Here is an 11,273-nt window from a genome sequence, read left to right as displayed (position 1 = left end):
CAAAAAATTAAATGAGGCTAATTTGATCTAAAAAAATACCCTTTGGGGGACAAATGGGGGAAAACTTTTTTTAAAGCTCGTCCAATTTTGAATTTAATTGTTTCTTAGCCTGTTCTGTGACATGAAGATAAATCGTCTGTGTTATTTTGCTTGATTCATGACCAACACGATTCTGGATCACATATAGTGGCACACCTAGCTCGGCAAGTTTGGAAATATGCGTATGTCTAAAAATGTGTGATGATAGGTGCTTGTCGATCTCGAGTGCATTTTTAGCTGTTCGCAAAAAACTATTGAATGATGAAGGTTGGATAACCGAGCCAGTCGATGTCTGGAAAATAAAGTCACCATTGTCGTAGTTTAAGGCCTTAAGTTTTTCGTAGATGGTCACACCGGCAGAAGGTAAGGTGATCTCACGCATTCCGGCAGCCGTTTTAGTTTGGTCTGATTTATATTGCTCTGAAATGGCTATATTTTTGTATTCTAGCGTTCCTGTCACTTTGACAGTATAAGCACCATCAGTTGATGTAACATCGCTCCAATCAAGCGCTAGAGCTTCACCAATGCGCATTCCAGTTAAATATAGCCATTCAATAAGGGTCGCATAGCGAAAATTCTTAGTGTAGGCATAATCAAGAAGTTGATGTAGTTCGTCATCTTCCAGGAATTTATCTTTTATCTTTGTTGTTTTATTGCTACGTTTCCAGTTGACCTTAATCGTATCGACAGGATTTGAAGAGATATATTTTTGGCTAACAGCATAATGGAACAATACACTGAGTTTAGCTTTGATGATTCGGACGTATTTGTTGGATAGATCTTGTCTATCATCATACAAGAAACTTTCTAAGAGCTTCGTCAAAAACGCCGGTGTGACTTTTGACACGAGTGTATCAGGATCTATTTCGTTCAAGACCTTATTCATGATGCTCACCGTAGGAACGTAGGTAGCGTTTTTGACTTGTTTTTTATAAACAGCGAGCCATTCTTCGATCAGTGTTTGCATCGTTACTCCAGTTATCAAGTCATCTGTGATACCTGAATCGATCTTGGCGCGTATCTTTTGATCTAGCAAGGTCTTAGCCTGCTTTTTAGCTTGGTTAGACTTTGAATTTAATGTTACTGAAACTCGCTTTCTTTTCTCAGTGTAAGGATCGATATATTGTTCGACAAAACGATAACGACCATTTCTTTCTTCCATCCACATAATCTTTCCTCTTTTCTCGAATGTATGTTCTTTTATAGTTCTTTTAAAACCCGTCGCAGTGACGGGTGTATATTGACCCTTTAGTCATATTTATAATTAAAAAATGACACTAGAAATTCAATAAAGTTTGGTTCAAGTCCAAATAAATCATATATACTAGAGTCAATAAAAATATTAGGATCATCAGCATAAAATTCAAATAATTTATCTAATTCATTTATCAAGTTACGTGATACAAAAGCGTCATTTATAAGAATCAGCAAGCTCATGATTATAGAAAATATAGAATCTCTGGATATGATTACTCCATCTTGAGCAGGGTAGTATTTATCAAGTTTCGCTGATTTTAAATAGCGGGGAACTTGTCTTTGCTTTTCTGGTAATTGCAATTTAAATGTCCTATTTCCATGTGCAGATAAATTTCTAAATTCATATACTTGTTCTAAACAAATTTTAAAGAAGTGCTTTCTATCTTCCAATTTTAAAATGGCGCCACTCTTTAAAATCAAGTTCAAAAAAGAATCTATTACTTCAAGCTTATGTGGTTCTCTTAAAATAGAGTACCAATTTACTGCTGATCCAAAACTTATTCCTTGAATAGCAATCCATGGTGGAAGGTTATCTTCGGTATCCATATAGTACTTGCAAACGGGATTTTTATATTTAGCTTCATCTATTGCTTTTTGAACATCAGAAAACTTTCCACGTTGCGCTTTGGTAGTTGAATAATTTTTGGGATTTAAGTATCTAGTTTCTTCAATGCTAAAACTTTTAGCTACTACATGAGAAACTGCGGTTTTAAGCTGCTTTTCGACTATTAGACTATACTTAAAAAGTATATTACTCATACTTAAATCGAGCCAGTTAGCTGTATATAGCATTTCAAAAGTTGTTCCATCCTTAAATTTTTCAGGAGATCTACTAGCTAAAAATAAATCTTTATAGCCGTTAGATAGAGAATAGTATGAAAAATTTTGAAGAGCATTTATCGCGAATGACTTGTCATTTACAATAATTCCACGATTCTCTAATTGTCTTAATTGTTTTTCAAAGGTCAGATAAGGATGTTTTGGATTCACGCAAAAAGAGCCTCCTTCCAATACGGAAAGAAGCTCTTTTTACAAGCTCCATAGACTCAGGAGCTCATTTCAGTCAAGCTAATCTTACCGTATTTATGATAATCTGTCAATAATTATATAAAACGAACTTTATCACCTATTGATATATAATTTTTATAAGGTGGATGTAAAGAAATACTATTATCAATATTTAAGTGTTTAAACTCACTATATTCCTTTTCACGGAACATAGGTGGGATATTTGCTGCAGCAAATGGAGTTGTTTTCTTTTTAACAATTTTTCTAGCTACTGAAAAGTTATCATATATCTCCGTAATTTTTAGCTTTTCAATAATTGGATAATATGATCCTAAAGATTTTTGGGTGTCTGGATCAACTATGTCGATTCCATCACAAACTACAGCAATTTCCTTTCCTTCAGTTACGTATTTGTCTTCATCGTTGGTTTCAGATCCGATATTTACAATAATGCGTGTATCGTCAGGAATAGCAATAACTTTTATTTCGCTCATATGGATATATTCCTTTCCTTTATTCAGCTTTTTACGACATCAGTTTTTGGTCAAATATAACACTATTTATTACCTAAAATATAAACCCCAAAAAATTACCTAGTGTAAAACGTTAGGGCTTACAATTTATCTATATTCAAACCACTCCGAAGATCGAAGTGGTAATGGTGATAATAAAATTGTTCACCATGTTTTTGCCTGTAAACTTCAAGAGCAGCATTTAAGTACTCAGCAGAGATCTCTAAATGTTCAGTGATGTCATCGATTGTGTGTAAATGATGCTCGTAACAGTAAATCAACTCATCTAATGTAACAGCATGAGTATAGGCCCAACGCCTAGCTTCAGATTCTTGTTTTTTCGAATCAGGATCAGAATAATCTGAAATATTACCCACACTTTTTTCGTAATGTCCAATTTCTTCAATTAAAGTCTCATACTGCTTAGTTTTGCTTCGATTAGGATTGATGAGTACAAAATCACCAACGATCAGTCCCGGCAAAGCACGAGGCATCTCTTTTTCGAAGCGAAAAGTAAGATATGTATACTGAGACATCAAATTTTCCATACGATCCAAATAAATCACTTCCCGCGTTTACTTTGAACGAAATCAATGAAATTCAAGATCTCGTTAATTTCTTCTTCTGTTGCATCGTCATCGATATGAGCAGCAACTACTTTTAGGTGGTCATCGTTTACTTCTGCAGTATCTTCCCGCCCCAAAAGGTAGTCGACTGATACATTGAAGTAGTCAGCTACTTTTTCTAAATCTTTAGCTTTGGGATCTGAAGTTTTCCAACGATATATAAGATTTTTGCTAAATGATAGTTCAGTGGCCAAATCCTGTAAGCTGATATCACGACGCTCAGCCAATCTTTTTATTCGGTCAAATAAGGTTTCCATAGTTTTTCCTCTTTTTTTACACAAAAATATAAAAACTTGTTGACTTTTTATACGAAACGTAATAAAGTATAGTTGTAAGTTAATTGAACAGAAATTACGTCAGATAAAACGTCTAAATAAACCAAAAACATTAGTGGAAAGTTTATTTTATACGGCTTATTTATTACGCTTTCATTTTACATGTTTGTATAAAAAACGTCAATAAATTTTATACTTTTTTCTATCAAATTATCTTACGCTAACTAAATAAAAGAAGGTGAACGAAATGCCAGAAACACTAGAAGGACGCGAACGCATCATTCAATACTTGAATGCAAACGACATTACGATCGCTGATTTAGCTGCAATGTATGGAATCGCAAAACAAGATATGAGTGATTACTTGTCCGGTCGTAAGAAGAATCCACGCGGGAACAAAATCATTTTGAAAATCATTTCTGATTTCAAGATCAGATAGGTGGTGAAAAAATATGGCAAGGAATTGGCTAAATAAAGAACAGTTCATGGAAAAATACGCACAAAGCAAATCTACCTACCACAGGCGAATAGAGGAGCTTCGAAAGTCTGAGTTTTGGGATGCGTATATCCATCCTTCCACTCAAGAAGTTTGGATCGATGAGGATCGTTATCAAGAGTTCTTGATTTGGAAATCAGCTAATCGGTTTAAAAAGTTGAAGAACTTAGGTATCGATGAAGGGAGGTGGTAAAGATGGGAGAAAGCAACAAAAAATACAGGGATCCATTTGAAGGGATGAGCTTCAAAGGTGACCCTGTATCAAAAGAAGAATACTTAGCGGCTTACGAAAGCTACGTTAATCGCTGTTCTGGGAAAGCCAATCAGTAGTTCTATGCGAGTTGGTGACTGCATTCGAAATATCACAAATGAAGATTCGGATATTTCGTGTATCAGCTTTTAGTGTTTCAAAGATTTCTGAAGTAGATAAAGGCGTAACTAAAATTACTTCAGAAGGAAGATGCTGAAACCATTTTGTATTAGGTAATGTTTCTAGCGTAGCTCTCAAGTCAATCGCCAGTTTTGAGTTGTTGGCGTTGGATGAGAAATCAAATGTAACTAATACAGTATTCAAAAAATTCACCTCCCTTCATAGGAGATGACTAAATTATATCAGAAAGGAAGTGAAAACAAATGAAATTTAACAGCAGCTATCTTGTGGCAGTTCTAGCAGGCATAATGATTGCCGGCTTTCTACCACATGAAGAGTGGGTAGTTGGTTGGGCTGCGATCTTGGCGATGATCGTCACAGCAATCGCAAGTGCACGAGACGAAACGTGGACTCGAGGCCTAGACTGGCTATTCAAGCCATAAAAAAAAGGTCACCTGAAAAGGCGACCAAAAATCAAATATATCACAAATCAATTATATCACGAGGTGAACAAAATGAACAAGGAACAAAAAAGACAAGCAGAGCTCATCAAAGGGATGTTAGAGACTTTCAAAAGCGAAGGGTACACCGATATCATCATCACAGCTTCGAAATTCGGAGGTGGCAGTCAAAGCGATGTCGTTATTGCCAATCAAGGAACTGTATTGGGACTTGCTGAGTTGTTAGTAGGTATGACAATGCGCTTGCCGTCAGAGATTGTTGATCTAGCAACTAACATTCAAGAAAAGGTGGTGACACGCGATGCCGACTAAAATCAACAGACTCGAAATCGAAAACGTCAAACGAGTCAAAGCTGCGGTGATTGAACCTAACCAAAACGGGTTGACGATCATTGGCGGAAACAATAACCAAGGAAAGACAAGTGTGCTAGATGCGATCGCATGGGCTCTAGGCGGCAACAAGCATAAACCATCTAAACCCAATCGTGAAGGATCTGTTACACCACCAAGCTTGCATATCACAATGAATAACGGCCTTATCGTTGAGCGTAAGGGTAAGAACTCAAGCTTGAAGGTAATTGACCCAAACGGACAAAAAGGTGGCCAGCAGTTGCTTAATAGCTTTGTAGAAGAGCTTGCTATCGACTTGCCAAAATTCATGGAGTCAACAGCTAAGGAAAAAGCTACGATCTTACTGCAGATCATCGGAGTCGGTCCACAGTTGATTGAATTGGATAACCAAGAAGCTACTCTATATAACGATCGTCGAATGGTCGGACAGATTGCAGATCAAAAAGCGAAATACGCTAAAGAGCAACCATATTATCCAGAAGCACCAAAAGAATTGGTATCTGTAACTGAACTTATCGAGCAACAACAAGCGATCCTTGCTAGAAACGGCGAAAATCAGCGTAAACGCGAAAACTTGACACTTATTAAGAATCAGTACGATCAAGAAGAAGCAGAGTTAGCACGTTTACGTCAGCAACTCGCAGAATACGAGTCTCGACATCAGCAAACAGCACAAAATTTAGAGATCGCTCAAAAGTCAGCGCTTGACTTACAAGATGAGTCGACTGAAGAGCTTCAAAAGAATATTGCTGATATCGATGAGATCAATCGAAAAGTCCGGGCTAATTCTGATAAAGAAAAAGCGGAGATGGACGCTGCAGAGTACAAAGAAAAATACGAAGAGCTTACTGTCAAGATCGATAACATTCGTGAACAACGAACAGCATTGTTAGATCAAGCGCCGTTACCATTGCCAGGTTTATCAGTTCAAGAAGGTGAATTGATCTACAATGGCCAAAAATGGGATAACATGTCTGGCTCTGATCAGTTGAAAGTTTCGACTGCGATCGTTCGGAAGCTTAAACCGGAATGCGGGTTTGTCCTTTTGGATAAATTGGAACAGATGGACATGGCCACACTACAAGAATTTGGTGCGTGGCTTGAGCAAGAAGGACTACAAGCGATCGCTACTCGAGTTTCAGTCGGCGATGAGTGCGAGATCATTATCGAAGATGGTTATGCAGTTAAAAATGAAACTCTAAACAAACCAACTACACCGCCAGTAAATGACTGGTCGACGAAAGGAGCGTTTTAAATGAATTTTACAGTTACAAGTACACGACAAACAAAAGCTTTAAAAGTAGTCGTATATGGTCCGGAAGGAATTGGAAAGACAACATTTGCTAATAACTTTCCACAACCAGTGTATATCGATACTGAAGGTTCAACAAATTTTATTGATAGCCAAAAGTTACCTGATCCAACTAGTTGGACAATGCTACTTGAAGAACTTGAGTATTTAAAAAGTACTTCGGGTATTGCTAGAACGATTGTGATCGACACGATGGATTGGGCTGAAAATTTAGCAAAACAACATTTAATGGCAAAAAATAACTGGGATGCGATTGATGCTTCTAGTTATGGTACACGCTATGTTGCTTTAGCTGATGAGATTGGAAAGCTTTTAAACAAACTAAGTGAACTGGTTGAGTTAAATTACAACGTTGTTCTTTTAGCTCATTCAGAAACTAAGAAGCATGAATTACCTGATGAACTAGGAGCGTTTGATCGCTATGTACTGAAGTTAGAACGACGTGATGCCTCACTGGTAAAAGAGTGGGCGGATATGATCTTGTTTGCCAATTTCAAGACGACTGTCATTACAGATAGTAAGACTAATAGTAAAAAAGCGACTGGTGGCCAACGTGTAATGTATACGACACATAAACCGACCTGGGATGCTAAAAATCGCTTGGGACTTGCTGATGAGCTTCCATTTGATTATGAACAGATCAGAGTTCAACTTGAACAAGCGATGCCACAAGCTGAACCAGTACAACAACCGGTCCAAGCAGCAGTTCAGCCTGCACCATCACAAATTCAACCGCAACAGGTACCACCGGTTCAACAAGAGCAAGTACCATTACCGGAAGAACCACCGCAACAACAAGAAGTGCAAATGGCACCACCAGAAAATTTACCGGCGCGGGAATATACAGAAGAGATTTCTGCAGCTATTCCACAAGACGTTGCTGATTTAATGAGAATGAGCCAATTATCCACTAAAGATGTCATGAAGCTTATCTATAATGCAGGTTTTATGCCGGAAGGAACGCCGACTGAGAACGTTCCGCAAGATTTGTGGGCTTATTTAGTTTCTAAATGGGATGAAGCCTTGAAATTTTTAAATAATTAGGAGGATAAAAAATGAATACAGCAGAAAATGAATTTTTAACATGGGACAGTGGTTTTACCGCTGAAGAAAGTGAGTTTGTCGTACTCGATCCTGGGGTTTGCAAGTTTACAGTCAAAAATTTTGAACGCAAGATCTATGATGGTAAGTCAGACAAAATCCCTAACGGCACACCTTACGCTGAGATCGAAATGGAATTTGTCGGCACTAAAGGTAAGACGTCAGTAAAAGAACGTTTGTATTTGCTGAAACGTATGCAGTGGAAATTGACAGAGTTCTTCACTGCTATTGGCCAAAATCCAGTCATTGGCCAAACGTTTATGCCAAACTGGAACGCTGTCATCGGGAGTTTTGGTTATGCAGAACTTGAAGTAAATCACTATCAAGATAACAACGGAAACGACCGTTCAAATAACAGGGCCAAAAAGTTTCTTAAACCAGATGCGCCAGAGATCGCTAGTGCACAACAACCTGCGCCGGCACAAACAACGGTACAACCGCAACCACAACCACAGCCAGTACAACAAGCACCAGTGACACCACAACAAACAACTCAACCAGTACAGCCTGCGCCAGTACAACCGCAACAACCTGCGCAAGGCGGTTTTACACCAGGAGCATTTTAGGAGGTAAGAATAATGTCAAAAGAGATCGATTTGAATTTATCACGGATGGCTTATGGAGTTATCCAAGAGAAGTTAGATAAGGAACTAGAAGCAGTCTTCAAAAATATCCATGATCCTAACGTGCCGGCAAAACGGAAACGGACAATCACAATCACACTTGGTTTTACACCGGACGAGAAACGCCAAACGGTAAATTTAGCCACTGGGATCAAGTCGGTATTAGCACCAACAGAAGAAGTTGAAACGACGGTTTTAACTGGAAAAGATATTAAGACAGGGCGAATTGAGGCGCATGAGCTTAGTTCTGGAGCGCCAGGACAAACTTACTTTGATCCAGAAGATAGCCAACTAAAGACTGACGTTGGTAAACCAGTAGACGTGGTCGAGAAAGAAACTAAAGCTAAAGTAATTGATTTACAAGAAAAACGGGGGTAACAGTCATGAGTTTAACAGAAGAAGCATTAAGTTTTTTAACAAATAACGGTATTGAGCCAGAAAGCCGGGTCGTGTTTATCAAAGAGATTCCATACGTGATCGATGGTGAAGGTGTTGCACATCGAGTAGATCCAGTAGCATATACCGCAAAACAAAGTTTAAATCTGAACACATTATCTAGCTTAGTTGATTACATCAAGTCTGAACTAGATCGAAAAGATGATCGACTTATTTTAACGGTCAAAGATGAGCAAACTGTATTTTTAGAAGGACAATTAGAAGTCAATGGTAGTCGAGAACGATTAGCTGAAGTTAATGCGATCGTCCCAGCGTTCAGTTTTGATTACTTCTACCACTCAGAAGAATTTAACATCAAGCTGCAGTCTATTTTTACGGATAGTTCAGACCGTGAGATCTTACTGAAAGTAGTTGGTAATATCAGTGAGGACTCTGTTAAGACTGTCGGTGACGATGGAGTTTCACAAGCAGTCACGATCAATCAAGGTGTTGCTTCAAAAGTCGATGTCAAAGTTCCAAATCCAGTTACTTTAGCGCCTTATCGAACATTCAATGAAGTAGCACAGCCTGAATCAAAATTTGTGTTCCGAATGAAAGAAGGACCACGTTGTGCACTATTTGAAGCAGATGGTGGAATTTGGAGAAATGTAGCTATCAAAAACATCAAAAATTACTTTGAAAAGTCTTTAAAGGCTAAAATCAGCAATGGCAAGATCACCATCCTAGCTTAGGAGGAAATCTAATGGAATTAAGACCTTACCAAGAAGAATCACGTAAGAGAGTACAGGAAGAATGGGAGAAAGGTAATAAGCGAACTTTGCTAGTTTTACCTACTGGGACCGGAAAGACAATCGTATTTTCTAAGATCATCGAAGATCGGGTCAAATTAGGCGAGCGGGTTTTAGTTTTGGCACATCGTGGTGAGTTATTAGAGCAAGCTGCAGATAAGCTTTACAAATCAACTGGCCTAAAGACAGCAACTGAAAAAGCAGAGCAGACAAGTCTTAACAGTTTCTATCGAGTAGTAGTTGGATCTGTCCAAACGATGCAACGTCCAAAACGTTTAGAAAAATTTTCACCAGACTTCTTTGATACGATCGTGATCGATGAAGCACATCACTGTATCTCAGATGGCTATCAACGAGTGCTAAAACACTTTGAGAATGCAAACGTGCTGGGCGTTACCGCAACGCCAGACCGGGGCGATATGAAAAATTTAGGTTCATACTTTGACAGTCTAGCTTATGAGTACGGCTTAGCTGAAGCAATAAGAGCTAAATATCTATCACCAATCAAAGCTTTAACGATCCCGCTCAAGTTAGATCTATCTGCTGTAAAACAGCAAGCTGGAGATTTCTCGACAAAAGATTTAGGAACAGCGTTAGATCCCTATCTCGAACAGATCGCTACAGAAATGGAAAAGCAGTGTAAAGATCGTAAAACAGTTGTGTTCCTGCCACTGGTTAAAACGTCACAAAAGTTCCGAGACATCTTAAACGAGCACGGTTTTAAAGCAGCTGAAGTAAACGGAGAGTCGCAAGATCGCGAGCAAATTCTAACTGACTTTGAGAATAACAAGTATAACGTCTTGTGTAATTCGATGTTATTGACTGAAGGCTGGGACTGTCCAGATGTTGACTGTGTGGTCGTACTTCGACCAACTAAAGTTAGAGCGCTATATAGCCAAATGGTGGGGCGTGGTACTCGACTTGCACCAGGAAAAGAAGAACTGCTTCTACTAGACTTCTTATGGCACACAGAACGTCACGAGCTTTGTCACCCGGCACATTTGATAGCCACCGATGAAAAAGTCGCTAAGAAGATGACTGAAAATATCGAAGAAGCCGGGACAGCGATCGATTTAGAGTTAGCTGAAGAGCAAGCTCAAAAAGATGTTGTCGCAGAGCGTGAACAAGCCTTAGCTGAACAGCTAGCAGAGATGAAACGTCGCAAACGTAAGCTTGTTGATCCTTTGCAATTCGAGTTATCGATCCAAGCTTCAGACCTAACCGATTTTGTGCCGGCGTTTGGTTTTCAAATGGGGCCACCAACAGATAAGCAGATCAAAGCGCTTGAAAAACTGGGGATCTATCCAGATGATATCGAAAATGCCGGTAAAGCAGAAATGCTACTTGAAAGACTCAGCAAGCGTCGTGATGCTGGCCTAACAACGCCAAAACAGATCAGATTTTTAGAAGGTCGTGGTTTCAATCACGTCGGAACGTGGCAATTTGAACACGCAACTAAGCTGATAAATCGGATCGCTGCTAATGGTTGGAGAATTCCAGCAGGGATCACACCGGCTGAATACCAACCAAATTAAAAAAATATTTTCCTCACAGTTTTTACTGTGGGGATCACGCCCGGGGCTGGTGCCACACATTCCACCAAAACAAGCCTACGAAAAAGATTTATTTACAGTAAAAATCTCAGTTCGATTCTGAGT

General features: G+C 38.8%; 16 protein-coding genes. 10 read left to right on the top strand and 6 right to left on the bottom strand.

Annotated elements, in window-relative coordinates; genetic code table 11:
• Positions 1-70: 70 nt before the first annotated feature.
• From LMU01S_RS03275 to LMU01S_RS03255, 5 genes are all read right to left on the bottom strand, one after another.
• On the bottom strand, positions 71-1,207 hold the full coding sequence (locus LMU01S_RS03275; protein ID WP_056959537.1) for a tyrosine-type recombinase/integrase: 1,137 nt from the start codon (positions 1,205-1,207) through the stop codon (positions 71-73).
• An 80-nt stretch (positions 1,208-1,287) separates the two neighbouring features.
• Positions 1,288-2,286 (bottom strand): Abi family protein, encoded by a 999-nt coding sequence (locus LMU01S_RS03270; protein ID WP_056959539.1) that lies wholly within the window; start codon positions 2,284-2,286, stop codon positions 1,288-1,290.
• 113 nt (positions 2,287-2,399) lie between these two features.
• Complete coding sequence (locus LMU01S_RS03265; RefSeq protein ID WP_056959542.1) at positions 2,400-2,798, bottom strand: hypothetical protein; 399 nt, start codon at positions 2,796-2,798, stop codon at positions 2,400-2,402.
• A 119-nt stretch (positions 2,799-2,917) separates the two neighbouring features.
• Complete coding sequence (locus LMU01S_RS03260) at positions 2,918-3,364, bottom strand: ImmA/IrrE family metallo-endopeptidase (RefSeq protein ID WP_225354595.1); 447 nt, start codon at positions 3,362-3,364, stop codon at positions 2,918-2,920.
• Between the two features lie 14 nt (positions 3,365-3,378).
• A complete protein-coding gene (locus LMU01S_RS03255; protein ID WP_056959545.1) occupies positions 3,379-3,699 on the bottom strand; it encodes a helix-turn-helix domain-containing protein in 321 nt (106 codons plus the stop codon).
• A 265-nt stretch (positions 3,700-3,964) separates the two neighbouring features.
• On the opposite strand from LMU01S_RS03255, the gene LMU01S_RS03250 reads away from it, so the two are divergent.
• Together LMU01S_RS03250 and LMU01S_RS03245 are read left to right on the top strand one after the other, a co-directional pair.
• Positions 3,965-4,156 (top strand): helix-turn-helix domain-containing protein, encoded by a 192-nt coding sequence (locus LMU01S_RS03250; protein ID WP_004047450.1) that lies wholly within the window; start codon positions 3,965-3,967, stop codon positions 4,154-4,156.
• Between the two features lie 13 nt (positions 4,157-4,169).
• The gene (locus tag LMU01S_RS03245; RefSeq protein ID WP_004047452.1) at positions 4,170-4,406 is read left to right on the top strand and encodes a hypothetical protein; all 237 of its coding nucleotides are present in this window, start codon (positions 4,170-4,172) and stop codon (positions 4,404-4,406) included.
• 105 nt (positions 4,407-4,511) lie between these two features.
• On the opposite strand, the gene LMU01S_RS10430 is transcribed toward LMU01S_RS03245, so the two are convergent.
• Positions 4,512-4,787, bottom strand: coding sequence for a hypothetical protein (locus LMU01S_RS10430; protein ID WP_156470377.1), 276 nt, complete (start codon positions 4,785-4,787; stop codon positions 4,512-4,514).
• Between the two features lie 59 nt (positions 4,788-4,846).
• On the opposite strand from LMU01S_RS10430, the gene LMU01S_RS03240 reads away from it, so the two are divergent.
• The 8 genes from LMU01S_RS03240 to LMU01S_RS03205 all read left to right on the top strand — a co-directional run bounded on the left by LMU01S_RS03240 (position 4,847) and on the right by LMU01S_RS03205 (position 11,150).
• Entirely contained in the window at positions 4,847-5,026 is a 180-nt protein-coding gene (locus LMU01S_RS03240) for a hypothetical protein (protein ID WP_056959548.1), read from the top strand.
• 72 nt (positions 5,027-5,098) lie between these two features.
• Positions 5,099-5,356 carry a hypothetical protein gene (locus LMU01S_RS03235; RefSeq protein ID WP_056959550.1) on the top strand — a complete coding sequence of 86 codons (258 nt, stop codon included), beginning with the start codon at positions 5,099-5,101 and terminating at the stop codon, positions 5,354-5,356.
• On the top strand, positions 5,346-6,650 hold the full coding sequence (locus LMU01S_RS03230; RefSeq protein WP_056959552.1) for an AAA family ATPase: 1,305 nt from the start codon (positions 5,346-5,348) through the stop codon (positions 6,648-6,650). Before LMU01S_RS03235 ends, LMU01S_RS03230 begins: the two co-directional genes overlap by 11 nt.
• Positions 6,651-7,751 (top strand): ATP-binding protein, encoded by a 1,101-nt coding sequence (locus LMU01S_RS03225; protein WP_056959554.1) that lies wholly within the window; start codon positions 6,651-6,653, stop codon positions 7,749-7,751.
• Between the two features lie 11 nt (positions 7,752-7,762).
• Positions 7,763-8,374 (top strand): hypothetical protein, encoded by a 612-nt coding sequence (locus LMU01S_RS03220; protein WP_056959556.1) that lies wholly within the window; start codon positions 7,763-7,765, stop codon positions 8,372-8,374.
• A gap of 12 nt (positions 8,375-8,386) precedes the next feature.
• A complete protein-coding gene (locus tag LMU01S_RS03215; RefSeq protein ID WP_056959557.1) occupies positions 8,387-8,809 on the top strand; it encodes a hypothetical protein in 423 nt (140 codons plus the stop codon).
• 5 nt (positions 8,810-8,814) lie between these two features.
• Positions 8,815-9,558, top strand: coding sequence for a hypothetical protein (locus tag LMU01S_RS03210; RefSeq protein WP_056959559.1), 744 nt, complete (start codon positions 8,815-8,817; stop codon positions 9,556-9,558).
• Between the two features lie 11 nt (positions 9,559-9,569).
• Positions 9,570-11,150 (top strand): DEAD/DEAH box helicase, encoded by a 1,581-nt coding sequence (locus LMU01S_RS03205; RefSeq protein WP_056959561.1) that lies wholly within the window; start codon positions 9,570-9,572, stop codon positions 11,148-11,150.
• Positions 11,151-11,273 lie beyond the last annotated feature (123 nt).

It is taken from the genome of Ligilactobacillus murinus DSM 20452 = NBRC 14221 (assembly GCF_001591685.1).
GTDB classification, from domain to species: Bacteria; Bacillota; Bacilli; order Lactobacillales; family Lactobacillaceae; genus Ligilactobacillus; species Ligilactobacillus murinus.
This window is presented reverse-complemented; position numbering and strand designations above follow the sequence as displayed.

Excerpts from the sequence above, each read along its gene's own strand:
- LMU01S_RS03275 (WP_056959537.1), bottom strand. The coding sequence starts at position 1,207 with ATGTGGATGGAAGAAAGAAATGGTCGTTATCGTTTTGTCGAACAATAT.
- LMU01S_RS03265 (WP_056959542.1), bottom strand. The coding sequence starts at position 2,798 with ATGAGCGAAATAAAAGTTATTGCTATTCCTGACGATACACGCATTATT.
- LMU01S_RS03260 (WP_225354595.1), bottom strand. The coding sequence starts at position 3,364 with ATGGAAAATTTGATGTCTCAGTATACATATCTTACTTTTCGCTTCGAA.
- LMU01S_RS03255 (WP_056959545.1), bottom strand. The coding sequence starts at position 3,699 with ATGGAAACCTTATTTGACCGAATAAAAAGATTGGCTGAGCGTCGTGAT.
- LMU01S_RS03250 (WP_004047450.1), top strand. The coding sequence starts at position 3,965 with ATGCCAGAAACACTAGAAGGACGCGAACGCATCATTCAATACTTGAAT.
- LMU01S_RS03245 (WP_004047452.1), top strand. The coding sequence starts at position 4,170 with ATGGCAAGGAATTGGCTAAATAAAGAACAGTTCATGGAAAAATACGCA.
- LMU01S_RS03240 (WP_056959548.1), top strand. The coding sequence starts at position 4,847 with ATGAAATTTAACAGCAGCTATCTTGTGGCAGTTCTAGCAGGCATAATG.
- LMU01S_RS03235 (WP_056959550.1), top strand. The coding sequence starts at position 5,099 with ATGAACAAGGAACAAAAAAGACAAGCAGAGCTCATCAAAGGGATGTTA.
- LMU01S_RS03230 (WP_056959552.1), top strand. The coding sequence starts at position 5,346 with ATGCCGACTAAAATCAACAGACTCGAAATCGAAAACGTCAAACGAGTC.
- LMU01S_RS03225 (WP_056959554.1), top strand. The coding sequence starts at position 6,651 with ATGAATTTTACAGTTACAAGTACACGACAAACAAAAGCTTTAAAAGTA.
- LMU01S_RS03220 (WP_056959556.1), top strand. The coding sequence starts at position 7,763 with ATGAATACAGCAGAAAATGAATTTTTAACATGGGACAGTGGTTTTACC.
- LMU01S_RS03215 (WP_056959557.1), top strand. The coding sequence starts at position 8,387 with ATGTCAAAAGAGATCGATTTGAATTTATCACGGATGGCTTATGGAGTT.
- LMU01S_RS03210 (WP_056959559.1), top strand. The coding sequence starts at position 8,815 with ATGAGTTTAACAGAAGAAGCATTAAGTTTTTTAACAAATAACGGTATT.
- LMU01S_RS03205 (WP_056959561.1), top strand. The coding sequence starts at position 9,570 with ATGGAATTAAGACCTTACCAAGAAGAATCACGTAAGAGAGTACAGGAA.